The following is a 24,038-nucleotide window of genomic DNA, read 5'->3' as shown; positions in this document are numbered from 1 at the left end:
GAAGCGAACTGCGCCGCAGATATACATGCGCGGGTCTTGGGAAGCACTAATGGGCGTGTGTGCAATGTTTGCGGTGTATGTGTTGTGCCGGCTGCTTCGGCGCGATTCGCTTTGCTCATGGCGCCCTACGAGGGGTGTAAAAAAACGGGGCGCATGGCGCCCCGTTTCGGTTCCGCTGAAGCGTCGGCGGCTCAGGCGGCCGGGACGCTTTCCTTGTGGATGGCGGCCGCGAGGGCCATGTCGCGCACGAGCACATGCTCGCGCAGCCAGCCGGCGAGGAACTGGTCGATGTCGAGCTGGGCGGTGCGGGCGCCGCGGGCCACGCGCGACTGCAGCGCACACACTTCGCTGACGAAGCGGTCGTGCTCGGCCTTGTGGGTGGGGTAGTGCTCGTAGCTGATCTTGCGCATGAATTCCTCTTCGCGGGCGAAGTGGGATTCGGCGTATTCACGCAGGGCATCGACGATGCTCTGGGTTTCCTGGTTGATCTGCCCCGTGCTCATGTCGTGATGCAGGCGTTCGAGCAGGTCGAACAGGTTGCGGTGGTCTTCGTCGATGGCCGGGTTGCCGACAGCCAGATCGCTTGTCCATTTGACGACGCTCATGGGGATACTCCTTGATGCAATGAAAGAAACCGGTTGTGCGGAGGTGCTCCGCCGTTCCCCTCAATGATTGTAGGTTGGCAAAAGGGCAGATTGATCCAGCACATCCTTTTTCATTTTTTTTGGCGCGCGCTTTCCGTTTCCCCCGGGCGTCTGAGCCAACTCAAGAAAGCGGCGCCGAAACGACAAGGGCCGGTGCTTGCGCACCGGCCCTTGTCACGCTTGACATGCGGTAATCAGCTGGCAGCGAGGCTGCGCTCGAAGAGGGCGTCGGCGTTGACCGGGAACTGATAGCGGGCAAACGCACCGCGGATCTCGTCAAGGTGACGGCTGGCATCACGGTCCAGGAAGTTGATGCCCAGCGACTTGCCATTGGCTGCCAGTGTCATGAACGCGAAACGCCAGCGCCAGGTTTCGCCCAGTCGCTCACGCAGTTCGTTTTCATTGGTAATTGCGACCCCGGCTGCCTTGATCGATTCAAGGAATTCGACGTAGGTCTGATCACACATCTGGTGTCCCATAATGCTGCTTTCCTTTCATTGGGAAACTGAACGCCTCCATGTGGCGAATAACGCCTGCTCTCAGCAGCGGGTTGACGCGATTGCGCGTTTTTTTTCGAGAATTTCAGTTTTCGCCGAAGATCTAGGTAAAACCCTTACAAAACGAAAAGACAAACCGGCAAACAGCAATGCCAGCGCCGTACCGGCCACTGCGTCGAGCACCACGTGCTGGCGCGTGGCAACCGTCGACCAGATGATCGCGAGGCACCAGAGGGCGCTGAACCACCGGAGCCCGCGCGGAGCAGCAAAGCGGCGCAGGAGGTGCTCCAGCCAGATGGCGGAGAACAGGGCGGTAGCGACATGCAGCGAGGGGCAGGCGTTGCCGGCCGCGTCGATGCCTTTCAGGAACGCCATGCCGGGATAGCGCGCCCAGTCAATATTGGCTGGCGGCACCGCGGTGGGCCACAGCCAGAAGATCAGCAGCCCGGTGATGCACATGAGCCCGATGTGCAGGCCGTATTTCACGAGCTCGGTGCGCGTCAGCAGGAAGGTTGGCGGCAGCGAGACATACAGCCAGAGCGAGAGATAGGGAATCAGTGCGGCGGGCTGGAAGCCGATAGCCGCGTCGAACCAAGTCAGGGGGACTTCGGTGACCGGGCCGGAGGGGTTCTTGAGCAGGTGGATATAGGCGACGAAGAAGACCGTGGTGAAGGCCGTGGTGCCGATGGCCTTGAACCAGAAGCAGGTCAGGAAGCTCCTGATGAACCGCAGGGGAAAGGAAACGCCCTGCCCGACCGCCGATGACTCCATGTACTGGCCTCCCGCCCGATATGCGCGGCCCAAGCAATATCAGCCAGCGCACGGATTGTGCCAAAACACCCGACGGATGACCACTTCAGGCGCTGGCGCCGCCTCCGGTGCGGGAGTAGACTCGCGGCCACCGTAATACCTGCCCGATCAGACGCTGTTCCCATGACCCGAACGAGTTCCCGACTGCCGCTTGTAGACATGCTCAAGGCAGTCGCCTCGCAGCTGATCGTTCTGCATCATCTGGCCTTCTACGGCCCGATGTCGGATACGGCCTACTCGCTCGTGCCGGCCGGCATCGACTGGCTGTATGACTACGCACGCATCGCGGTGCAGGTCTTCCTGGTGATCGCCGGCTTTCTCGCCGCCCGCGGGCTGGCGCCCGACGGCCTGCCGCGTGATCGCGGGCTAATTGACTTGCTCTCTTCGCGTTATTGCCGGCTGGCCCTGCCGCTCACCGTCGCGGTGATGCTGAGCATTCTCGCTGCCGCGCTGGCACGGCAGCTGATGGTGCATGAGTCGATTCCCGATGCGCCGGCCCTGTGGCAGTTCATCAGCCATGCGCTGCTGCTGCATGGCGTGACCGAGCAGGAATCCCTCTCGGCCGGCGTCTGGTACGTGGCCATCGATTTCCAGCTGTTTGCGGCCTTCGCGTGCATGCTCTGGCTGGCCCGCCATCTGCCACGCTGGCGCAGCGCGACGTTTGCACTGGTTGGCGGCATGGCGGCGGCCTCGCTCTTCGTTTTCAACCGCCAGGCCGAGCTCGATTCCTGGTGGATCTACTTTTTCGGCGCTTATGCGATGGGCATTGCCGCGCAGTGGGCCGGGCGAAGCCGGCAAGGCGGTCTCTGGCTGGCGCTGCTGCTGGCGCTGGGCCTGGCTGCGCTGGTGCTGGACTTCCGCTCGCGCATCGCGCTGGCCTTGTGCACCGCGCTGTTGCTGGGCTGGGGCATGCGCCGCGGCTGGCTGGAACGCTGCCCTTCGTTCGCGCTGACGGACTGGCTCAGCCGGATTTCCTATTCGGTCTTCCTGATTCACTTCCCGGTGTGTCTGCTGACCAATGCAATCGTCTTCAAGCTTGCGCCGGACTCGGCCGTAATCAATCTGGCAGGCATGATCCTGGCATGGCAGCTGAGCATCGCGGCCGGTCACCAGTTTCATCGCCATGTCGAAAGCCGCCTTGCGAATTTCTCGCTCCGGCAGCTTTTGCCCGGATTCCTACGCCAGCAGACACAGCGCAACTCATGAACGCAAAGAAAGAAACCAGCTTTGAACGCCGCCAGCGCCAGCGCTTCGCGGCCATTCGCGATGGCAAGCCCTGCATCGAGGTGGTCATCAACGAGCGGCGCCTGGCGCTGATCGACCTCTCACTGGATGGTTTCGGTGTGCCGGCCAATACCGGCTGCCCCGAGGGCGAGTTCGAGTTCGTGATGCGGCTGATCGACGGTTTCGGCGACAAGGTGAAGGGCCGCGCGGTGGCTGTGAATCAGGCTGCGGGCCAGACCGGCTGCCGCTTCGTGGATCTCGACGAAGCCAGCGAAAAAATCCTGCAGGAATGGCTCACCGTGATCGTGATCTGCGGTGCGTCGGTGCGCCTGACCCCTGCTGACGCCACGGCCATCGTGACCGGCCCCTCGCTGGTCTGAGCCGGTGCTGAAGCACACCGTCATCCATAGCGCGGACCGCGATGACCTGGATACCTGGGTCAGGTATCGCAACGGGCTGTGCGACAGCTGCAATGCGGTGTGCTGCACGATGCCGGCGGAAGTCCGCGCACGTGACCTCGTCCGCCTGGGTTTCATCGACGAGTTCGAGCTCGACAGCGACCCCAAGCAGCTCGCCAAGCGCTTGCAGAAACAAGGGCTGATCGAGCACTTCAATTTCCGCCATGCGCTCTTCACGCTGGCCCGCCGGGCCAACGGAGACTGCCGCCTGCTGGATCCGGCGACCCGCCGCTGCACGGTCTATGAGCAGCGGCCGGACACCTGCCGCAACCACCCGCAGAAAATCGGGCCGCGCCCGGGCTATTGCCCCTACCACCAGAAGCCGGCGGCCAAGCGCCAGCGCCCTGACGACGAAATCTGAGCTTCAGCGCAGGCTCTGGTTGAGCACCGCAGCCAGGCGTTGCCCTGCCCGCTCGAGCTGCTGCCGGATGACGGCCACACTGGCTTCGCGATACGCCTGATCCAGCCTGATGGGCTCGGCCAGCCGGGCTTCGCATGCAAACCCTGGCAGGGGTCGATAGACCGCTTCGAGCGCGAGGGCGCGCGTCTCGCGCATCCATTGCGTCGGTGCGTCAGGCGTGAGCGGCACCGGCGCGGCTGCGCCCGGTACGCGCTCCCAGCCCGCCAGCGCGGCATCGAGCAGCGGGCCATCCCAGGCTTCATGCAGGCTGAGTCGCCCCGGCCTGGCATAGCCAGCCAGCTCGACCCGCGCGTTGCCGCCGTTGCTGTTCACGCCGGCATGCAGCGGCATGTGCAGGTCCCCCAGCAGATGCACCACCCACTTGAGCGCTTCGTTGCGCGCGCGGGGCGACTGCGTGCGGTCGGCCAGGATCGCGGTCTGGCTGATGAGGAGCTGGTCGACGCAATGGCCGTCGGGACAGGCGCCAAGCGCTTCGCTGCAGACCGGGTTGCGCCGCACGTGCCAGCCCCGGAACGCGGCGGGATCGGTCTTGACGGCCTCGTCCCGGATCTCGTCAGCCCAGGATGCGATCTCGACGAGCTGCGTGCGGCGCGAGGGCCGGCCATGCCGGTCAAGATCGTCCGCCAGCAGCTGGCGCACCTGCGCGGCGGCCTGCGGCGTAAGCAGCGGCGTCGCGATGGCAGCCACCGCGGCGTGGCCCGCCGCATTCCAGGCGCCGGCCGAAAGCGGAAGCAAAAGCAGCAGACAGGAAATGACGCGGGCGGCGCGCATGATGGGGCTCAATAATGCGGCGGGATTTCTTCGCGCAGGTCGCGCTTCTCTGCAGCCGCGCTGCCTGCGCCCTGCAGTTGCTGGTAGAGCACGCGGATCTGTGCCTGGAGCTGGTCGATCTGCTCCTGCTGGCGCCAGACCGTACGGTTGAGCTCGTCCAGCAGATCCTCGGCGAGGCAGAGCTTGCTTTCGAGATTGACGATGCGGTCTTCCATGATGAGTGGCACTATGATTCGGGGAACGCGGATTGTACGCCGCGCAGCGGGCCCGGCCCGCCTTGACGCTCTCCTCCCCCTGCCCGCACGACACTCATGACCGCCTCTGCCGCCACGCCCCCGGACCTCGCCCACAGCCTGCTCGAAGACGTCCAGGCCCTGCTCGTCGCCCCGCTCTTCATGGCCCTTGCGGTGATGTTCTTCCGTCAGGCGGGTCTGCTCACCGGCGGCACGGCCGGGCTGGCCTTCCTGTTCCACTACCTGAGCGGCTGGCGCTTCGGCGTGCTTTTCTTTGCCATCAATCTGCCCTTCTATGTCTTCGCGGTGCGCGCGCTGGGCTGGCCCTTCACCTTCAAGACCTTTGCGGCCGTGGCCCTGCTCTCGGTCTACAGCGAACTGCTGCCGCGCCTGCTCAGCCTCGATCATCTGGATGTCATTTTCGCGGCGATCATGGCTGGGCTGCTCGCCGGCATCAGCCTGCTGATCCTGATCCGCCACAAGGCCAGCCTGGGTGGTCTGGGTGTTCTCGCGATCTTTCTGCAGGAGCGCTATGGCATCCGCGCCGGCAAGTTCCAGATGGGCGCAGACTGCGCCATCGTGCTGGCCTCTTTTTTCGTGGTGGATGCCTGGCACGTCCTGCTCTCCGTCCTGGGCGCCGTCGCCCTGAATCTGGTCATCGCGGTCAATCACCGCCCCGGCCGCTACATGGGAATCTGAAGCATGCATTCCACAATCGTTTCCACCGCACTGCTCGCCAGGCATCTCGAAGATCCGCGCTGGCTCGTCATCGATGTGCGGCACGAACTCTCGGACCCGGCCTTCGGCCGCAGGGCCTTTGCCGCCGGCCACATTCCCGGCGCGCAGTTCCTGCATATCGACGATGACCTCTCCGCCCCGACTACCGGCCGCAACGGGCGCCACCCCCTGCCGGGGCGCGAAGCCTTCGCCGCACGCATGGGCGAACTGGGGCTGACGCCGCAGACCCAGGTCGTGGTGTATGACGCGCAGGGCGGCATGACGGCCGTGCGTCTGTGGTGGATGCTGCGCTGGATCGGTCACGCCGGTGTGGCGGTACTCGATGGCGGCCTGCCCGCCTGGCTGGCGGCCGGCCTGCCGGTGGAAGCGGGGGCGGCGAAGCCGCGAGCGGCCAGCCCGGTGCTGATCCAGCCTTCGCTGGTCGGTGCGGTGAGCGCAGCGGATCTGCTGGCCAACCTCGCCGGCGGCCCCTTGCAGGTCGTCGACGCCCGTTCGCCGGATCGCTTCCGCGGCGAAAACGAGACGCTGGATCCGGTCGGCGGCCACATTCCCGGCGCGCTGAACCGGTTTTTCAGGGACAATCTCGGCCCCGATGGACATTTCAAGCCAGCCGACCAGCTGCGTGCCGAGTTCGAAACGCTGCTCGACGATACGCCGGTCGAGTCGGTCGTCGCCCAGTGCGGCTCAGGCATTACCGCCTGCCACAACCTCCTGGCGCTGGAAATTGCCGGTCTGCCGGGCGCGCGTCTCTATCCCGGCTCGTGGAGCGAATGGTGTGCCGACCCGGCGCACCCGGTCGCAACCGGCGCCTGACACTACCGCCAGCCAACTGATCCCTCTTCATGCTCAGCTATCGTCATTCCTACCATGCCGGCAATCATGCCGATGTCCTCAAGCACAGCATCCTGATCCAGCTGCTGAAGTATCTGGCTCAGAAGGACAAGGCCTTCCAGGTGGTCGACACCCACTCCGGCGCGGGGCTCTACGCGCTCGACTCGGAGCATGCGACCAAGCTCGGCGAATTCCGCGAGGGCATTGGTCGCCTGTGGGCGCGCAGTGACCTGCCGCCGATGCTGGCCGAGTATGTCGAGGAAGTCCGCGCGCTCAATGGCGAGGGCGTGCTCCAGGCCTACCCCGGCTCGCCCTGGCTTGAAGCGCGGGCGCTGCGCGAGCAGGACAGGCTGCGCCTCTTCGAGCTGCACAGCACGGATTTCCGCACGCTCGACAGCTGCTTCGGCCAGCAGGGCAAGCAGACGATGGTGTACGCCGACGACGGCTTCGCGAATCTCAAGGCGCTGCTGCCACCACCCTCGCGCCGCGGGCTGACGCTGATCGACCCCTCCTACGAGCTGCGCGAGGACTACGGCCGCCTGATCGAGGTCATGAAGGATGCATTGCAGCGTTTCCCGACCGGCATGTATGCCATCTGGTACCCCATGCTGGCCAAGCCGGAATCCCGCCAGCTGCCGGCACGCCTCAAGCAGCTCGGCGTGAAGAACTGGCTTCATGCGGGCCTGGTCGTCCGCACGCCGGGCAAGGAGTTTGCGGGCATGTTCGGCAGCGGCATGTTCATCATCAATCCGCCCTGGACGCTCGCCGGCATGCTCTCGACCACCCTGCCCTGGCTGGTCGGCGCGCTGGCGGAAGAGAGCGGCGGCAGCTTCATCCTGGAGCATGAATCGGTCTGATCCGGGCGAGCGGCGGCACGCCGGCTGCCGGCACTTGAGACTAGAATCTGAGCGCCTGTCATCCCGGCTTTCTTCTTCGAAGGAGTATCACCATGCGTAAAACCCTGATCGTCTGCCTTGCTTCGCTCTTTGCCGCCAACCTGGCCATGGCCGCGACCTGCGAGGAGCAGGCTGCCGACAAGAAACTCGCCGGCGCCGCCAAGAACAGCTTCGTGAAGAAATGCGAAGCGGATGGTCGCGGCGCAGCCACCTCGCCCTGCGAAAGTGCCGCAGCCGAGAAGAAGCTCGCCGGCGCAGCGAAGAACAGCTTCCTCAAGAAGTGCGAAGCAGACGCCAAGGCAGGCTCTGCCGGTGCGGCCTGCGAAGCGAAGGCTGACGAAAAGAAACTCGCCGGGGCTGCCCGAACGAGCTTCGTCAAGAAATGCAGCAGCGACGCCGTCAAGTAAGACAGCAGCGTCCATTCCGGGCCTGAACGGCTCCGGAATGGACGCCCTCCGGGGCGCATGCCCCTTTCATGACGAGACCACGCGGCTGAAGCGCCACATCCGAGATGCATCACCACTGGTTCGAACACTTTTTCGACGGCAGCTCCGGCCCGGACACCCGCCCCCTGCTCCGCAAGCTGCGGGTGGGCGTTCTCGTGTTCTATGCCATCACGATTGCCATCGCGCTGCTTGCGGTGGTGTGGCTCAGTTACGCAGACTACCGCGACACGCTCCGCGGCACGGAGCGCCAGGCCATGGCGCTGGCACGCTCGCTCAACGAACACGCCACCCGCTCCTTCGTCTCGGTCGAGCAGGCGATGGAGAACGTCGCCGAAAACCTGGTGAAGGACGGCGGCCTCGACAGGCTCGACGAGAAATGGGCGCATGAGCGCCTCAAGGCCAAGGTCGAGCTCACCCCCCAGATCCGCGCGATCATCGCGATCAATGCCCAGGGCATCCTGCGGGCGCACGGACTGGAATACCCGACCCGCCAGGTGGATCTCTCCGACCGCGGGTATTTCGAATATCACCGCGACCATGACACCACGCAGCTGCGTGTGGGCGAACCCGTCATCAGTCGCACCGATTACAAATGGCTGATCCCGCTCACCATGCGGCTGAAGAATCCGGACGGCTCCTTCGGCGGCGTGATGCTCTCCGGCGTCGATCCGGCCTACTACCTCGGCTTCTACGAATCCCTCAATCTGGATACCGGCACCTCCGTCCAGGTGATGCGCAACGACGGCCTGCTGCTGATCAACTTCCCGCTCGACATCTCGCGCCTGGGTCAGAACGTGATGAGCGCCGGCCAGGGACCACTCTTCAGCGGCCAGGCCACGAGCGCCTTCTTCCGCGAGCATTCCCCGACCTCGGGCGACCGTTTCGTGGCGCAACTGGTCAATCAGGGCGATGTGCCGCTGATCGTGCGAGTGAGCCTGGATTCCGACACCGTGCTGATGCGCTTCAAGACCGACACCCGTCTGCGGATCGCCACCGCCACGCTGGTGCTGCTGATGCTGAGCCTGATGCTCTACCTGCTGCTGCGGCAGATCGACCGGGTGGATGCGTCGGAATCGCGACTGCGCCTGACCCAGTTCGCGGTCGACGAGTCGCCGGACATGGTGCTCTGGTGCACCAACAGCGGTCAGCTCCGCTATGCCAATCGCCAGGTCTCGAAGGCCAGCGGACGCAGCTTTGCGGATCTGGTCACGCTGAACCTGCGCGAGATTTTCGACGCGCCCGAACTGGCCTGGACCGGCCTTGAAACCCTGCTGGGCGACAAACCCGCTGCGGGCGGCATCGAGACCTGTCTGCATGACGCCGCCGGCCGGCATGTGCCGGTCGAACTCACGATCGCGCGAATCGCCAACGAGGCCGAAACCTACTACTGCGTCACCGCGCGGGACATCAGCGAGCGCAAGGCCTCGCAGCAGGAGTTGCGCCAGCACCGGGACCACCTGCAGGAGCTCGTTGCCGAGCGGACAGCCGAAGTCCGCGCCATGCTCGATGCCAATCCGCTGGCCATCGCGCTGGTGATCGGTTCGCACATCCAGCAGATCAATCCGGCCTTCGAAACACTCTTCGGCTACTCCCGTGAAGCCTTGCAGCAACTGCCGGAATCGACGCTCTTTCCATCAGTGGAAGCCCGCGAGCTCGTCGCCGGGCAGGTTCAGGCCGGGCTGCAGCGGGGCGGCACCTTCCGTGGCGAGGCCGAGCTGCGCCGCCGTGACGGCTCGATCTTCTGGGCGGTGCTCTTCGCGCGGGCGCTGATTACGGACGATCCGGAGCGTGGCGTGGTCATCATCATCGAGGATGTCAGCGCACAGCGGGCTGCCGCGCAGAGCCTGCGTCAGTCGGAGCAGCTCAAGCGCTCGGTACTCGACGCCATGACCGACAGCTTCGCGCTGATCGACCGCGAGCGCCGCTTCGTGGACGTCAATCAGGCGCTCTCGCTGCAGGTGGGGCTGCACCGCAGCATGCTGATCGGGCAGACGCCGGAATCGATCTGGGGCGAAGCCCAGGGCCAGCTGCTCTTCCCGCCCTTGGACGAAACCGTACCCGCCGCCAGCCAGCAGGAAGTCACGCTGCCGGTGCGCAGCGGTGAGCGCCATCCCTTCCAGGTCAGCTACGGCGTGATTCCCGACGAGTACGGTACCGTTGCCTACCGCTTCGCGTTCTTCGCCGACATCTCCCGCCAGAAGCAGATTGCCAGCAGCCTGCTCGACGCCAAGGAGGCCGCCGAAGCTGCCAGCCAGGCCAAAAGCAGTTTTCTCGCGAACATGTCGCATGAGCTGCGCACGCCCATGCACGCGATCCTGTCCTTCTCCGAAATGGGCCTGCTCAAGGTCCGGGACGGCGCCGCGGCAGACTTCGAACGCTACTTCGAACACATCCAGAAAGCCGGCAACCGCCTGCTGACGCTGCTCAACGATCTGCTGGACCTCTCGCGTCTGGATGCCGACCGCATGACCTATGACAGCAGCGTGCATTCGCTGCAGGCCACCGTTCAGGCTGCGATCAACGAGGTGTCTTCACTCACCACCGCCCGCGGCATCGAGATCAGACTGCTGTCTGCGGAAACCGGGCTGAGCTTGCGCTACGACCAGGCCCGGCTCACCCAGGTGCTGATCAACCTGCTGTCGAACGCGATCCGTTTCAGTCCGGAAGGTGGCCGCATCGACATCCAGCTGCTGACCGACGGCTCGCTCGGCAACGGCAAGCCGGCCGCCGGGCTGAGCATCCGTGACATGGGGCCGGGCATTCCGCCGGAAGACCTGCGGATCATCTTCGACGCCTTCGAACAGGGCAGCCAGCCCCGCTCGGGGGGCTCGGGCCTCGGTCTGGCCATCAGCCAGCGCATCATTCGAGATCATGGCGGCGAAATCAGCGCCGCCAACCATCCGGAAGGCGGCGCACTCTTCACACTGCTGCTGCCGCTCTGACGGCGGCAAGCCCCGCAATCAGGCGTAGCGGTTCGCGAACACCCTGCAACGCGCTTCGAATTCGGCCGTGCTCTTGGGCATGGACACGCGCGCCCGGGTGATGTCCGAAATCAGGTCGCGCGCCTGGCGGATCAGGCGCAAGCCATGCTCGCACTCGCGCACCATGTGCTCGGTGGTGTCGGCAGGCATGCTGGGTTCGAAGTTGTAGAGACGCTCGCCGGCCACCGCGAAGCTCGCCCAGACATCAAAGATGCCCTTGTCGGTCCGCAGTACCTCGCACTTCACGCGCGCGCTCGCCGCGTAGCGCTCGACCAGACCGGCAATGCCCGCGAAGATGCTGCGCCCCTCAAAGGTATCGGCCAGCGCCTTGCTGATGGTGTCGATGTCACGCATGGCCAGCGCGATCTTGTTGTAGCGGCTCTCGTAGAAAGCTTCCACCGGAATCGAGAAGGCCTTGAAGGGTTCCCCCCACAGCTCGTCGATCCCTTCTTCACCGCTGCGATGCAAAACGGTGCGCCCCAGTTGCAGGGCTTCCTGCAGACAACGGCCGCACTCGCGCATCAGTGCGTTGTCGGTCGCGATCTCGACACCGACCGCCTGCAGATCCACGAGCTTGGTGAAGATGTCGGTGGCGCGGTTGAACAGCGCACCGGCCAGCATGGCGCCCTTGACCCGCTTCATTTCCGGATCGGCTTCCGCCTCGTAGGCCGCCCGCGCCTCACCCAGGCGACGGCCGGGAATGTTGATGCCGTGCTCGACGTGGTTGAACAGGCGGCGTGTCAGCGCCTCGATCAGGCGCTTCTTGGCATCCAGCGTGTTTTCCGGCGCTTCGTAGGTCTTGATCCAGTAACCGTAGTAGTAGATCCGCTCGACGCCGTCGATGACCTGCTTGGTGCCACAAGGGATGGAGTCACTCATGTTTCTTGTTTCAACTGAAGGGGCTGCGGGTTTCACTGTACTGCGTTTTACATGCTGGGCAATCGATACCGTTGCATTGCTGCCAATTTTGCCGCGCCCTCCCCTTCACGAACAGCCGGACGTTACACTCCGGCCTGCCTCCTTCACCACGATCCGGGAATCCCTGCATGCTGGAAAGCCTCATCCTGCTGGCCTTCATCGCCGCCATCGGCTGGTTCTGGCAAGACAGTGCCAGCGCACGCGAAGTCGCCGTCGCCGCCGCCAGGACGGCCTGCCAGCGGGAATCCCTGCAGTTTCTGGACGATACGGTGGCGCAGCGCGGACTGCGCCTGATGCGCACCGAGCGGGGGCACCTCGCCCTGCAGCGCAGTTTCGGCTTCGAGTACAGCGAAACGGGAGATGATCGCCAGCCCGGCCTGGTAGTGATTCTGGGCCGGGAAATCGTCCTGCTGCAGACCGGCCGGACGCCTCCCCGGCCGCACCTGACACTGATTCAGTAAGCCGCTGCGGGCGGCTCAGATCGGCAGCAGGAGCTTGTGCAGCACCAGGGCCGCAGCACCGGCCGGCACGGCATGGGCACCATAGCGCGCGCGGCGGATCTCGGGCATGTCGATGCCTGAAGACTGTGCCAGCGCTTCGAAACTGCGCTCGGCGGCATTGAGGAAAGCCGGGCCGAGCTCGCAGCCGGAGCCGCCGAGCACGATGAGAGCCGGATCCAGCGTCGTCCAGAGGTTGTGCATCAGCATGCCGAGGCGTTGCCCGGCCGCCTGCAGCGCCTTGACGGCGGCCGGCTCGGCGCGATGGGCCCGCTCGAAAACCTCGCGCGGACTGCAACCCAGACTGGCCGCGATCGCGTTCAGACCGAAATAGGCTTCCGCGCAGCCGCGGCGGCCGCAGCTGCAGGCCGGGCCGTCGTGCTGAAGCTGAAGGTGGCCGATCTCGCCGGCAAAACCGCGCTGCCCGACCAGGAGGCGCTGACCCACGACCACGCCCGCCCCCACGCCCACGCCAAGCCCGATGAAGACCAGCGGGTCGCCGGACTTTCCGGGCGAGAACTCGATTTCGCCCAGCGCCGCCACATCGCAGTCATTGCGAACGAACAGGGGTACTTCGCTCAGACCGAGAATCTCGAGCTCGCGCGCCAGATCGGCTCGAACCGGCACCTTGCGCCAGCCCAGATTGGGGGCCGTCATGAGGATGCCTTCGCTCTCGAGCACCGCGCCCGGCAAGGCCACGCCGATGCCCAGCAGTCCCCGGCCGTGCTCGCGCAACTGCCGGGCCATGTCGGCAATCATGCCGGCCATCCTGACCATGACGTCGGCAGGGGCTTCGTCGCCTTTCAGGGGGTGACGGGACTCATGAAGCACCTTGCCGTCCAGCGACATGCCCAGCACGATCAGGCCACCCACCTCGAGCTCTGCGCCGATGAGGCCCAGACGCTGCCCGTCCAGCTTCAGGGGCGTGGGTCGCCGGCCGATGGCGCCGGTGATGAGCACGTTTTCCTCACGCAGCCAGCCCTCGTCAATGAGTTCCTGCACGAGCAGGCTGACGGTGGATTTTGTCAGCCCCGTCTCCGCGGCCAGGTCGGCGCGGGAGAGCCCCGGCCGCGCCCTGACAAGACGCACCATTGCCATGCGGTTGATCCGCTTGAGCAAACGCTGGTCTCCTGTGATAGCCATGCTTATCCACTCCCCGTTCTTATATTGATTTCGCTGTCATGCGCGCGAAATTGTTTCACACTCTGCGCCCCCTCCGGTCCGATTATCTGCCCGCAAGCGGGCACACGCCGCATCCGGCGCGTTTGCATCGGGGCAACAGGCACTGGCGTGCCGCATCGGGCAGTTGACGAAACCTGCCATGACCAGCGGTTGGTCGTAGTAGTCTCCGCCCCGGCGGAAGACCGCGAACCTGGCGGATCGCCCACAGACAAAAGGAGAATACAAGAAATGCATGAAACGAACGTCCAGAACGGGCCGGTCTGGCGACAGGCCATTTCCGGCGCCCAGATCCTTTTTGTCGCCTTCGGCGCCTTGGTACTGGTGCCGCTGCTGACCGGGCTGAACCCGGCCATGGCCCTGCTCGGCGCAGGAGTCGGCACCCTGCTGTTCCAGGCGCTCACGCGCCGTCAGGTACCGATTTTCCTGGGCTCTTCCTTCGCGTTCATCGCACCGATCATCTACTCGGTGCAGCACTGGGGCATGTCGGCCACCATGGGTGCGCTGGCCTGCGTGAGCATCATGTACTTCATCTTCGCCGGGCTCGTTGCGCGTCATGGTGCGGAAGTGGTGCACAAGTTCATGCCACCGGTCGTCATCGGCCCGATCATCATGGTGATCGGCCTCTCGCTCTCGGGCGTGGCGGTCAACATGGCCATGGGCAAGGACAATCCGATCGGTTACGGCCCCGCGCTGCTGCTGGCTTCGGTTTCGCTCTTCACGACCGTGCTGGTATCGATTTTCTCGCGCCGCTTCCTGCGCCTGATTCCGATCCTGGTCGGTGTCGTCGTCGGTTATGTGCTGGCCGCGATTCTGGGCTACGTCGACTTCTCGAAGGTTGCCGAAGCACCCTGGTTTGCCGTGCCGCATTTCGTGACGCCCGAGTTCAACCTCTCCGCCGTGCTCTTCATGCTGCCGGTTGCCCTCGCTCCGGCCATCGAACACGTCGGCAACGTGATCGCCGTCGGTGGCCTGACCGGCAAGGACTACACCAAGACCCCGGGTCTGCACCGCACGCTGGCCGGTGACGGCCTTGGCGTCGCCTTCGCCGGCCTGGTCGGCGGCCCACCCATCACGACCTATGCCGAAGTGACCGGCGCGCTGACGCTGACCCGCAACTTCAACCCGGTAATCATGACCTGGGCCGCAGTCTTCGCGATCGCGCTGGCCTTCGTCGGCAAGTTCAACGCCGTGCTGCAATCGATTCCTGCCCCGGTCATGGGCGGCATCATGATCCTGCTCTTCGGCTCGATCGCCGCCATCGGCCTCAAGACGCTGATCGGTGCGCGTACCGACCTCGACCAGCCGCGTAACCTGATCATCGTATCCACGGTGCTGGTGCTGGGCATCGGTGCCTTCAGCGTGAACATCGGCAGCTTCGTGCTGCAGGGCGTGAGCCTGTGCGGCGTGGTGGCCATCGTGCTGAATCTGGCGCTGCCCAAGGCCAGACAGGACTGAGAACTGCCCGGCTCCACGGAAAAGGCGCATCGGGGGATGCGCCTTTTTCATGGGCGCTCAGGCAAGTTTCTGTTTCAGGAAGGCTTCCGTCCGCTGCCAGGCGAGCGTGGCCGCAGCAGCGTCATAACGTGCGGCATTGGTGTCGTTGTTGAAGGCGTGGTTCGCGCCCTCGTAGACGAAGATTTCGTGTGCCACCCCGGCCGCCTTGAGCGCAGCGTCATAGGCCGGGATGCCGGCATTGATGCGTTCATCCAGCCCTGCGTAATGCAGTTGCAGCGGAGCCTTGATGCGCGCTGCGTCCTCGGGTTTCGGCTGCATGCCGTAGAAGGCCACGCCGGCATCAAGATCCGGCGCCAGCACGGCCAGCTGGTTCACCGCTGCCCCGCCCCAGCAGAATCCCACCACGCCGACCTTGCCGGTCGAAGCCTCATGCTTCTTCAGGTAGGCGAGCGCCGCGAGCGAGATGCTCTCGATCGTGCTCCGCTCGAGCCTGGCGATCATGTCGCGCGCCTTGTCTTCATCCGCCGGCGTACCGCCCATACCACTCAGATAATCAACCCCCAGCGCCAGGAAGCCGGCCAGCGCAAGCCGGCGCGAGATGTCTTCGATATGCGGATTGAGACCGCGGTTCTCATGAATCACGATCACCGCCGGCAGTTTGCCGGAAGCCTTCGCCGGCTTCGCAAGATAGGCATTGATCGAGCCCTCGGACGAAGGAAAGCTCAGCTTCGCCGTGCTGACCCGCGCGTCATCCGGAGCCAGAACGGCGGCCTGCGCATAGTTGTTTTCCAGCAGGGGCAAGACCGCACTGGCGGCCACCGTGCTGCCGGTGATCGCGGTGAGGCGCTTCATGAAGACCCGGCGCGGCAGCGGCGCATGGGTGTATTCGTCATACAGCGCGATGACTTCGGGGCTGATGACGGAGGCTGCAGCCTGTTTCTGACTCATGGGAAATCCTCTCGTGGATGCGGTTGGAAACGCGACGCTTGCGGTCGTCTCTCCGGACGACGCTGCCCCCTTGGATAACCCGGGGCGCCCGGAGTTTCAAGTCCGTTCGGGCTATGTAAGCGATTGTCAGGACAGACCGAGTGCCGCACAGGCATTGCGGCTGGTCTGCAAGGCGATGCTTTCGGGCGTCACGCCGCGCAGCTCCGCCAGGCAGGCGGCAAAGCGCGGCAGGTTGTCAGGCGTGTTGCGTCCGCCCGGCAGCCAGGCGGGCGGAATGTCGGGGGCGTCGGTTTCCAGCACGATGGATTCGATCGGCAGCGTGGCGGCAAGGGCCCGGATCCGGCTCGAGCCCGAATAGGTCATCGCGCCGCCGAAGCCCAGCCGGAAGCCCAGTGCAATGAAGGTTTCAGCCTGCTGCAGGCTGCCGTTGAACGCATGAGCGATGCCGCCGCGCACCGGATGCCGGCGCAGGTACTTGAGCACCCGGTCCTGCGCCCGCCTTACATGCAGGATGACGGGCAGATCGAATGCGCGCGCGAGCTTCAGCTGCTCGGCGAAGAACCATTCGCTGCGCACCGGATCCGCGTCCGGCTCGTAGCCGTCCAGCCCGATTTCGCCGACGGCGATGGCCACGCCACGCTGCAGGCAGGTGCGCAGCGCATCGAGGTCACGCTCGCTGGCACGCGACACGAACAGCGGATGAATCCCGAAGGCGCAGACGCTGCCCGGCAGCCCGGCAGCCAGCGCTTCCACCTGCCCGAAATTGGCCCGCTCAACGGCAGGGATCACGAAGCGAGCAACGCCCGATGCCTGCGCAGCGCGCACGACGGCCTCGCGGTCCGCATCGAACTCGGCGGCATCCAGATGGATGTGGGTGTCGATGAGCATGGTCGAACGCCCGTGCCGGTCAGGCTGCGACGCTCAGTCGGGCGCGCGGCAGAAGGTGTCGATTTGGCCGCTGATCCAGTTCGAAGTCAGCTCGCCGAGCTGGATCAGCGCCTTGCGCCCGCCCAGGGCCAGGGCCTCCGGCTCGACCGGATCGACCGGCACGCGGATGTCGACGATGCGCCGGTAAATGGAAGTCTTGCCATCCAGCGACAGCCGCAGCGAGCCCGCCAGGAGGACGCTGCCCGAGCCGGCCTCGTCGATTTCGAGCAGCAGGTCGGAGAGCAGGAAGTTCAGCCGGCAACGGCCGGAAGCGTCCTGCGGCAGGACGCGGTTGAAGGCCTGGTCAAGCAGGTTCGCCGGCGGCGCGGCCCAGCGGTTGAAGGCATAGGCGCCGCGCGTGGTGGGCTGGCTCGCGTCGCGGTAATTCATGTTGAGCCCGGCCATGAGCGGCGTGGCCGAGACCGACACCGAGCGCAGCGGCAGGGGCTTCTGCGCCAGGGCGCGGAAACCGCCGCCCAGATCATGCTGGACAAGTTGATGGCCCTTTTGCGGCACCAGCCCGCAGGCCGCACCTGCGAGCAGTGCCAGCGCGGCACAGAGGGTTCGGATCTTCACGGTCGTGTCTCGCCGGGGCCGGGCGCCTGCTGTTGCTTGCCGAGCAGGAGCAGTTGCGGGGAGCGCTCGACTTCGTCGAGCACTCTGGAGAGTTGCTGGGTGTTGGTCTGCAGCTCGAGCAGGAGCTGGTTCATGCGCGGCAGCGTGTCGGCAGTCAGGCTCGCCTGTACGTCGCCCCCGAGCTTGTCGATGCGGGTGCCGGCGGCATTGACGCGGGCCACGGCGGTACGGAACTCGTCCACCGCAGGCGAGAGCTTGCTGCTCATCGCGCGCACGCTCTCGAGCGTGCCGGCGAGGCGCTCGGCATTTTCAGGCGAGGCAAAGCGCCGCATGTCCTGCGCGAGCGCAGCGCTCTGCTCGAGCGCCTTTTCCAGATTGGCCGAGCTGGTCGCCAGATGCTGCAGGGTCTTGTCGAGGCGATCGATGTTCTCGTCGCTCAGCAGGCGGTCGATGCGCTCGGTCGTGCGCTGCAGCCGGCCGATGAGCGCCTGCGCGCCCTCGGCTGCGCCCATGCCTGCCGGCCCCTCTTCCATCGCGATCATCGGGATGCCGCTGCCGGGCAGGCGTTTCGGTGGTGCGCCGTCGCGGCCGTCGTCATCAAGCATGACAAAGCCCTGACCCGTCAGCCCCTGCACGCCGATGCGCGCACGCGTGCCCTGGGTCACCGGAATGTCGGAATCCACCCGGATCTGGATGTAGACCTCGCGCGTGTCACGCAGATCCACATCGATCACCTTGCCCACCCGCACGCCGCGATAGCGCACCGCCGCCTGCGGATTGAGCCCGCTGACCGAGCCCGAAGAGATGATCAGGTAACGGGTGGTGTCTTGCGCGCCGCCGGAAAACCACCACAGACACGCAACCAGCGCACTGCCCAGCACCAGGGTGAAGAGTCCGACGAAAAGCGGGTAGGCGCGGTTTTCCATGCTCAGTCTGCAGTCTCATCCACGGCGGCGTGGTAACGGAAGAATTTCTGGATGAAGGGATGATCCACGGCCCGGATCTGATCCAGCGTCCCTTCGGCCAGTATACGGTGTTCGGCCAGCACGGCGACGCGGGTCGCCAGCGCCTGGAGCGTGTCGAGATCATGGGTCACGAACACCATCGTGAGCCCCAGCTCCGCATGCAGCTGGCGGATCAGGCGGACAAAGCCCGCGCTGCGGTCCGGATCGAGCCCGGCAGTCGGCTCATCAAGCAGGAGCAGCTCGGGCTCCAGCGCCAGCGCACGGGCCAGCGCCGCACGCTTGACCATGCCGCCGGAGAGCTCGGCCGGCATCAGCAGCGCGTGGCGGGCTTCGAGCTCGACCTGGTTGAGCTTGGCGTGCACCAGTGCGCGGATTTCCTCTTCGCTCAGGCCGCCGGCCTCGCGCAGCGGAAACGCGACGTTGTCATACACCGACAGCGCGGAGAACAGCGCGCCATGCTGGAACAGCACGCCCATGCGTCGCAGCCGCGCGAAACGCTCGCGACGCCTGCCGCGGTGATGGGGCTCGCCAAACAGGCGGACTTCGCCGTGGGTGGGACGCATGAGGCCGATCATCTGGCGCAGCAGCGTGGTTTTGCCCGCGCCGGAGCCGCCGACCAGCGCCAGCAGGTCACCCCGGGCCACCGAAAGATTGACCTCGCGATGGACCCAATGCCCACCGAGGCGGGTGGCGATGCCTTCGAGTTCGATCAGCGGCGCGCTCATCTGACCGGCAACCCGATGCCGCGCGTCAGCATGGCGAAAACAGAATCGAGCAGCAGGACCGCGGTGATCGCGGTGACCACCGAAGTGGTGGTCTTGCGGGCCAGACTCTCGGTATTGGGCTTGATCCGCAGCCCGAAATGGCAGGCAATCAGCGCAATCGCGACCCCGAACACGCAGCCCTTGCTCAGACCGATGTAGAGATTCTGGACCGGCACCACATGCGGAAGCGAGCCGAGAAAGAAGCGCCAGTCGATTTCGAGCTGCAGCTGCGCAGCGAGCATGCCGCCCGCCAGCGCGGAAGCCGAGGTCCACACCACCAGCAGCGGCATGGCGACGGCCAGTGCCAGCACGCGCGGCAGGATCAGGCGCTGATGCGCGGAGACGCCGATGGCGGCCAGCGCGTCGAGCTCCTCGGTCACCCGCATCACGCCCAGCTGCGCGGTGATGGCCGAGCCCGAGCGGCCGGCCACCAGAATGGAAACCAGCACCGGGCCCAGCTCGCGGATGATGCCGACGCCCAGAATGTTGATGATGAAGGCCTCGGCGCCGAAGTTCTGCAACTGCATCGCGGAAAGATAGGACAGCACGATGCCGATCAGGAAACCGACCAGGGCCGACACCGGCATCGCCTGCATGCCGGTCTTGTAGAGCGCCGCCGAAAACTCGCGCAGCGGAATGGAACGGGGTTCGACGAGCAGCCGTGCCGTTTCGATCATCACCGAGCCCAGCATGCTGGCGAACTCCAGCAGGCCTTCCGCCTCGCGCAGCACGCGCCGCCCCACACGCTCGATGAAGGCAAAGCGCACACGCCGTGGCCGCGGCGGCTTCAGCGCCGCAACCGGCCGGATGCGGTCGAAGGCCGCCTGCAGATGCGGCGGCATGATCAGCGTTTCGGGCTCGGTGAGCCCCCAGGTCCGCCACAGCAGCAAGGCGCCGAAACTGTCGATGCGGCTGATGCCGCCCAGATCCCAGTGCGGCGCGCCCCGGCTCATGCGCAGCTGGGTCCGCAGAAAGAGCAGACGGCTGCGCAGTGCGGTCAGCGTCCAGTCGCCACTGAGCTGGCAGCGCTCCCCTTCATGGCGGAAATGCGGCGCCGAATGCGCATGCGTCGTCAATTCAGGCTCCGCTGCGGACCGTCGGCTTGCGCAGCGTCTTGATGCGGAAACTGCGACCGGCGCGCAGCCATTGCTGGACTTCGTCCTGCAGCGCCGCCGCGCTCAGCGGGAAGGTCTGCTGCCACTCATGACGCACATTGGCCAGATAGCCGCCGTCGCGATCGATCTCGATCTGCAGCGGCAGGGCTTCCAGCGACAGACGCGAGCGGTGCAGGATCGCCGCGGTGCGCAGACACAGGATCAGCAGCCAGTCCGGGCTGTTCGCCTCCAGGCCCTGGACGCGCTCGAGCTTACCGCGCTGGGCAAGCGCCAGACGCGCCAGACGGCCCTGCTCCATGCGAGAGAAACCCGGCATGTCGGCGTTCCCCAGGATGTAGGCGGAATGCTTGTGATAGCTCGAGTGCGCGATCGACATGCCGACTTCATGCAGGAGCGCGGCCCACTCGAGGAAACGCCGCTCGCTGAGCGCCACTTCAGCCGGCAGACTGCCGAGGAAGGGCTCGAGCAGCTGCAGCGCCGTGTCGGCAACCCGACGCGCCTGCACGGCGTCGACCTGATAGCGCTGCATGAAGTTGAGCACGGTCGCGTCACGCAGATCCTGCCGGTGATAGCGACCGAGCAGGTCGTAGAGCACGCCCAGACGCAGCGCGCCCTCGGAGAACACCATCTGGTCGATATCCAGAGCCTTGAACACCGCTGACATGATCGCGAAGCCTCCGATGAAAACCGGCGTGCGGTCTGACCGCAAACCCTGCAGATCGAGCCGGTCGATATGGCCGGCCTTGAGCATGACCTGGCGCAGCTTGGCCATGCCTTCGCGCGTGATGCCGCTGCGGCAGAAACCGTTGAGCTCGAGCACGTCAACCAGCGCCTTGGCGCTGCCCGAGGAGCCCACTGCCAGCTCCCAGCCGGTGGCCCGATAGGTGCCGGAAATCGCCTCCAGCTGTGAGGCCGCGGCCATCTCCGCCTCGTTGAGCGCCGCCCGGCTGATGAGGCCTCCGGGGAAATAGCGCATCGAATAGCTCACGCAGCCCATGTAGAGCGATTCCAGATGCAGCGACTCGAAATCCCGCCCGATGATGAACTCGGTGGAGCCGCCGCCGATGTCGACAACCAGCTGCTGCCGGGAAGGCTCGGGCAAAGTGTGTGCCACGCCCACATAGATCAGCCGGGCTTCTTCACGGCCGGCGATGACCTCGATCGGGAAGCCGAGCGCCTCTTCGGCCCGGCGCAGGAATTCGCCGGCATTCTTCGCCACGCGCAGCGTGTTGGTGGCCACGGCCCGCACCGATTCCGGCCGAAAGCCGCGCAGGCGCTCGTTGAAGCGGCGCAGGGCCTCGAGCCCGCGCTGCTGCGCGGCCTCGTCGAGCATCTTGTCGGAACCGAGTCCTGCGGCGAGGCGAACGGCTTCCTTCAGGCCGTCCAGCGGATAGATCTGGTTGCCTCGAACTTTGCCGACCTGGAGACGGAAGCTGTTCGAGCCCAGATCAACGGCACACACGAGACTCTGCGGCATGGGGAACAATCAGGCTAAGGCGGTGTCCGATTCTAGCCCGGAAAGGCCCGGGCCGGCGCAGCCCGGTGCGCGGCAGCACGGTCTTCCGCACATGACGTTTGTCATGCATTCGAAATACATCTGTCACACAATAAGATCGTGAACATTCCCTGCCCGCCGCCTGTCGGCGACACACTCATGACCCTCTCGATGACAGCCCCCACGCCCGAATTCCTGCTCAACCGGGAACTCTCCATCCTGGCTTTCCAGCGCAGGGTGCTGGCCCAGGCCGGCGATGAAACGGTTCCGCTGCTCGAACGCCTGAAGTATCTGTGCATCGTTTCGAGCAACCTCGACGAGTTCTTCGAAATCCGCATCGCCGGCCTCAAGGAGCAGCTGCGCCAGGGCGCACCGCTGGCCGGCGGCGTATCGCCCCAGGCCCACTACCGCGAAATCAGCCGCGAGGTGCACGACATCATTGCCGAGCAGTACAGCCTGCTCAACGACAAGATCCTGCCCAGACTGGCCGAAGAAAACATCCGCTTCCTGCGTCGCTCGCTGTGGACGGAGGAGCAGCGCGCCTGGATCCACGACTTCTTCGTGAAGGAAGTGATGCCGATCGTCACGCCGGTCGGACTCGACCCGGCGCACCCCTTCCCCCGCCTGCTCAACAAGAGCCTGAACTTTGCCGTCGAGCTTGAAGGCAAGGACGCCTTCGGTCGCAGTTCGAATGCGGCCATCGTGCAGGCGCCGCGCGCCTTGCCCCGCGTCATCCGGCTGCCGCGCGAGCTGACCGGCATCGACTACGGCTTCGTTTTCCTCTCCTCGGTGCTGCACGCTTTCGTGGGCGAGCTCTTCGGCGGCATGAGCGTGCTGGGCTGCTACCAGTTCCGCGTCACCCGCAACAGCGATCTGTTCGTCGATGAGGAAGAGGTCAAGGATCTGCGCAAGACGCTGCAGGGCGAACTCCTGCAGCGCAACTTCGGCAATGCGGTGCGGATGGAAGTGGCCGACAACTGCTCGCCGCAGATGTGCGAATTCCTGCAGCAGCAGTTCGGCCTCGAGCGCGACGAGATCTACCGGGTGCCGGGCATCGTGAATCTGGTCCGGCTGATGATGGTGCCGGACAAGGTCGACCGGCCCGATCTGAAATTCCCGCCGTTCATTCCCGCCCTGCCCCGCAGCCTGGACAAGCGGGCCGACCTGTTTGCCGAAATCCGCTCGCGCGACGTGCTGCTGCACCACCCTTTCCAGAGTTTCGAGCCGGTCATCGAGCTCCTGCGCGATGCGGCAGACGACCCGCAGGTAGTGGCCATCCGGATGACGGTCTATCGCACCGGCACCGACTCCGTGCTGATGGAGCAGCTCCTGCGCGCGGCACGCAAGGGCAAGGAAGTGAATGTTGTCGTCGAGCTGATGGCGCGCTTTGACGAGGAAGCCAACATCAACTGGGCGGCGAAGCTTGAAGACGCCGGCGCGCATGTGGTGTATGGCGTGTTCGGTTACAAGACGCACGCAAAGATGCTGCTGATCGTACGACGGGAAGACGACCGCAACGGCGAGCCGCTGCTGCGCCGCTATGCTCACCTCGGCACCGGCAACTACCACCCGCGCACCACGCGTTTCTATACCGACTTCGGCCTGATGACCGCCAATGAGGAAATCTGCGAGGACGTGCACCAGATCTTCAAGCAGCTGACCGGCCTGGGTCATGCGGAAAAGCTCCGCCACATCTGGCAGTCCCCGTTCTCGATGCAGAGCAGCGTGATTGCGGCGATCCGCGCGGAAGCCGAAGCCGCCAGACAGGGGCGCAAGGGCCGGATCATCGCCAAGATGAACGCGCTGATGGAGCCCCAGACCATCCAGGTGCTGTATGAGGCCTCGCAAGCCGGTGTCGAGATCGACCTGATCGTGCGCAGCGCCTGCGCTCTCAAGCCGGGCATTGCCGGGCTGTCGGAAAACATCCGGGTGCGTTCGGTGGTGGGCCGCTTCCTGGAGCACACGCGGATCTTCTACTTCCTCGCCGACGGCGAGGAGAAGATCTACCTCTCCAGCGCAGACTGGATGGACCGCAATTTCTTCCGTCGCATCGAAGCCTGCTTCCCGATCCTGGATGCCAAGCTCAAGCGCCGCGTCATCCGTGAAGGCCTGAAGCCCTACCTCACGGACAACTGCCAGGCCTGGGAAATGGATCAGGACGGCAAGTATCGCCAGAAGCAGCCACGCAGCAACGCCAGTCGCCACAGCGCGCAGGAAATCCTGCTGCAGGAACTCGGCGGCTGAGG

Annotated in this window: 25 protein-coding genes; 11 read left to right on the top strand and 14 right to left on the bottom strand. The window is 65.3% G+C overall.

What is annotated here, in order from left to right:
* Positions 1-191 precede the first annotated feature (191 nt).
* From ABDB87_RS14065 to ABDB87_RS14055, 3 genes are all read right to left on the bottom strand, one after another.
* On the bottom strand, positions 192-605 hold the full coding sequence (locus ABDB87_RS14065) for a bacteriohemerythrin (protein WP_345928108.1): 414 nt from the start codon (positions 603-605) through the stop codon (positions 192-194).
* 233 nt (positions 606-838) lie between these two features.
* Entirely contained in the window at positions 839-1,123 is a 285-nt protein-coding gene (locus tag ABDB87_RS14060) for a hypothetical protein (RefSeq protein ID WP_345928106.1), read from the bottom strand.
* Between the two features lie 60 nt (positions 1,124-1,183).
* On the bottom strand, positions 1,184-1,912 hold the full coding sequence (locus tag ABDB87_RS14055; protein WP_345928104.1) for a phosphatase PAP2 family protein: 729 nt from the start codon (positions 1,910-1,912) through the stop codon (positions 1,184-1,186).
* Positions 1,913-2,074: 162 nt separating this feature from the next.
* On the opposite strand from ABDB87_RS14055, the gene ABDB87_RS14050 reads away from it, so the two are divergent.
* From ABDB87_RS14050 to ABDB87_RS14040, 3 genes are read left to right on the top strand one after another with little or no spacing between them, the layout of a single operon-like run.
* Positions 2,075-3,157, top strand: a complete 1,083-nt coding sequence (locus tag ABDB87_RS14050) for an acyltransferase family protein (RefSeq protein ID WP_345928102.1) — start codon at positions 2,075-2,077, stop codon at positions 3,155-3,157.
* A complete protein-coding gene (locus ABDB87_RS14045) occupies positions 3,154-3,555 on the top strand; it encodes a PilZ domain-containing protein (protein WP_345928100.1) in 402 nt (133 codons plus the stop codon). Before ABDB87_RS14050 ends, ABDB87_RS14045 begins: the two co-directional genes overlap by 4 nt.
* Before the next feature lie 4 nt (positions 3,556-3,559).
* Positions 3,560-3,994, top strand: coding sequence for a YkgJ family cysteine cluster protein (locus ABDB87_RS14040; protein ID WP_345928098.1), 435 nt, complete (start codon positions 3,560-3,562; stop codon positions 3,992-3,994).
* Positions 3,995-3,997: 3 nt separating this feature from the next.
* Here the strand turns inward: ABDB87_RS14040 and ABDB87_RS14035 are convergent, their stop codons facing one another.
* On the bottom strand, positions 3,998-4,825 hold the full coding sequence (locus ABDB87_RS14035; RefSeq protein ID WP_345928096.1) for a S1/P1 nuclease: 828 nt from the start codon (positions 4,823-4,825) through the stop codon (positions 3,998-4,000).
* An 8-nt stretch (positions 4,826-4,833) separates the two neighbouring features.
* Positions 4,834-5,040 (bottom strand): SlyX family protein, encoded by a 207-nt coding sequence (locus ABDB87_RS14030; protein ID WP_345928094.1) that lies wholly within the window; start codon positions 5,038-5,040, stop codon positions 4,834-4,836.
* 96 nt (positions 5,041-5,136) lie between these two features.
* Between ABDB87_RS14030 and ABDB87_RS14025 the strand changes: the two genes are divergently transcribed.
* From ABDB87_RS14025 to ABDB87_RS14005, 5 genes are all read left to right on the top strand, one after another.
* On the top strand, positions 5,137-5,757 hold the full coding sequence (locus tag ABDB87_RS14025; protein WP_345928092.1) for a YitT family protein: 621 nt from the start codon (positions 5,137-5,139) through the stop codon (positions 5,755-5,757).
* 3 nt (positions 5,758-5,760) lie between these two features.
* The gene (locus ABDB87_RS14020; RefSeq protein WP_345928091.1) at positions 5,761-6,609 is read left to right on the top strand and encodes a sulfurtransferase; all 849 of its coding nucleotides are present in this window, start codon (positions 5,761-5,763) and stop codon (positions 6,607-6,609) included.
* 29 nt (positions 6,610-6,638) lie between these two features.
* The gene (locus ABDB87_RS14015; protein ID WP_345928089.1) at positions 6,639-7,484 is read left to right on the top strand and encodes a 23S rRNA (adenine(2030)-N(6))-methyltransferase RlmJ; all 846 of its coding nucleotides are present in this window, start codon (positions 6,639-6,641) and stop codon (positions 7,482-7,484) included.
* Between the two features lie 92 nt (positions 7,485-7,576).
* Positions 7,577-7,930: a hypothetical protein gene (locus ABDB87_RS14010; RefSeq protein ID WP_345928087.1), complete on the top strand. Its 354-nt coding sequence runs from the start codon at positions 7,577-7,579 to the stop codon at positions 7,928-7,930.
* Between the two features lie 104 nt (positions 7,931-8,034).
* On the top strand, positions 8,035-10,911 hold the full coding sequence (locus ABDB87_RS14005; RefSeq protein WP_345928085.1) for a PAS domain S-box protein: 2,877 nt from the start codon (positions 8,035-8,037) through the stop codon (positions 10,909-10,911).
* A gap of 18 nt (positions 10,912-10,929) precedes the next feature.
* Here the strand turns inward: ABDB87_RS14005 and ABDB87_RS14000 are convergent, their stop codons facing one another.
* Entirely contained in the window at positions 10,930-11,829 is a 900-nt protein-coding gene (locus ABDB87_RS14000) for a hypothetical protein (protein ID WP_345928082.1), read from the bottom strand.
* A gap of 167 nt (positions 11,830-11,996) precedes the next feature.
* On the opposite strand from ABDB87_RS14000, the gene ABDB87_RS13995 reads away from it, so the two are divergent.
* Positions 11,997-12,329, top strand: coding sequence for a DUF3301 domain-containing protein (locus ABDB87_RS13995; RefSeq protein ID WP_345928080.1), 333 nt, complete (start codon positions 11,997-11,999; stop codon positions 12,327-12,329).
* A 15-nt stretch (positions 12,330-12,344) separates the two neighbouring features.
* On the opposite strand, the gene ABDB87_RS13990 is transcribed toward ABDB87_RS13995, so the two are convergent.
* Positions 12,345-13,508 (bottom strand): ROK family protein, encoded by a 1,164-nt coding sequence (locus ABDB87_RS13990; protein ID WP_345928077.1) that lies wholly within the window; start codon positions 13,506-13,508, stop codon positions 12,345-12,347.
* A gap of 267 nt (positions 13,509-13,775) precedes the next feature.
* Between ABDB87_RS13990 and ABDB87_RS13985 the strand changes: the two genes are divergently transcribed.
* Positions 13,776-15,002 (top strand): uracil-xanthine permease family protein, encoded by a 1,227-nt coding sequence (locus tag ABDB87_RS13985; protein WP_345928075.1) that lies wholly within the window; start codon positions 13,776-13,778, stop codon positions 15,000-15,002.
* Between the two features lie 57 nt (positions 15,003-15,059).
* On the opposite strand, the gene ABDB87_RS13980 is transcribed toward ABDB87_RS13985, so the two are convergent.
* From ABDB87_RS13980 to ppx, 7 genes are all read right to left on the bottom strand, one after another.
* Positions 15,060-15,950 carry a dienelactone hydrolase family protein gene (locus ABDB87_RS13980; RefSeq protein WP_345928074.1) on the bottom strand — a complete coding sequence of 297 codons (891 nt, stop codon included), beginning with the start codon at positions 15,948-15,950 and terminating at the stop codon, positions 15,060-15,062.
* Positions 15,951-16,076: 126 nt separating this feature from the next.
* Complete coding sequence (locus ABDB87_RS13975; protein ID WP_345928072.1) at positions 16,077-16,838, bottom strand: TatD family hydrolase; 762 nt, start codon at positions 16,836-16,838, stop codon at positions 16,077-16,079.
* Positions 16,839-16,871: 33 nt separating this feature from the next.
* On the bottom strand, positions 16,872-17,453 hold the full coding sequence (locus ABDB87_RS13970; protein WP_345928070.1) for a hypothetical protein: 582 nt from the start codon (positions 17,451-17,453) through the stop codon (positions 16,872-16,874).
* Positions 17,450-18,379: an MlaD family protein gene (locus ABDB87_RS13965; protein ID WP_345928067.1), complete on the bottom strand. Its 930-nt coding sequence runs from the start codon at positions 18,377-18,379 to the stop codon at positions 17,450-17,452. The genes ABDB87_RS13970 and ABDB87_RS13965 overlap by 4 nt, the downstream gene beginning before the upstream one ends.
* Before the next feature lie 2 nt (positions 18,380-18,381).
* Positions 18,382-19,143 carry an ABC transporter ATP-binding protein gene (locus ABDB87_RS13960; protein ID WP_345928065.1) on the bottom strand — a complete coding sequence of 254 codons (762 nt, stop codon included), beginning with the start codon at positions 19,141-19,143 and terminating at the stop codon, positions 18,382-18,384.
* Entirely contained in the window at positions 19,140-20,258 is a 1,119-nt protein-coding gene (locus ABDB87_RS13955; RefSeq protein WP_345928063.1) for an MlaE family ABC transporter permease, read from the bottom strand. The genes ABDB87_RS13960 and ABDB87_RS13955 overlap by 4 nt, the downstream gene beginning before the upstream one ends.
* Position 20,259: 1 nt before the next feature.
* A complete protein-coding gene (ppx, locus tag ABDB87_RS13950) occupies positions 20,260-21,774 on the bottom strand; it encodes an exopolyphosphatase (protein WP_345928061.1) in 1,515 nt (504 codons plus the stop codon).
* 189 nt (positions 21,775-21,963) lie between these two features.
* On the opposite strand from ppx, the gene ppk1 reads away from it, so the two are divergent.
* Complete coding sequence (gene ppk1 / locus ABDB87_RS13945) at positions 21,964-24,036, top strand: polyphosphate kinase 1 (RefSeq protein ID WP_345928059.1); 2,073 nt, start codon at positions 21,964-21,966, stop codon at positions 24,034-24,036.
* The last annotated feature ends 2 nt before the right edge of the window (positions 24,037-24,038 follow it).

Source organism: Uliginosibacterium paludis, assembly GCF_039631355.1.
Taxonomy (GTDB): Bacteria; Pseudomonadota; Gammaproteobacteria; order Burkholderiales; family Rhodocyclaceae; genus Uliginosibacterium; species Uliginosibacterium paludis.
This window is presented reverse-complemented; position numbering and strand designations above follow the sequence as displayed.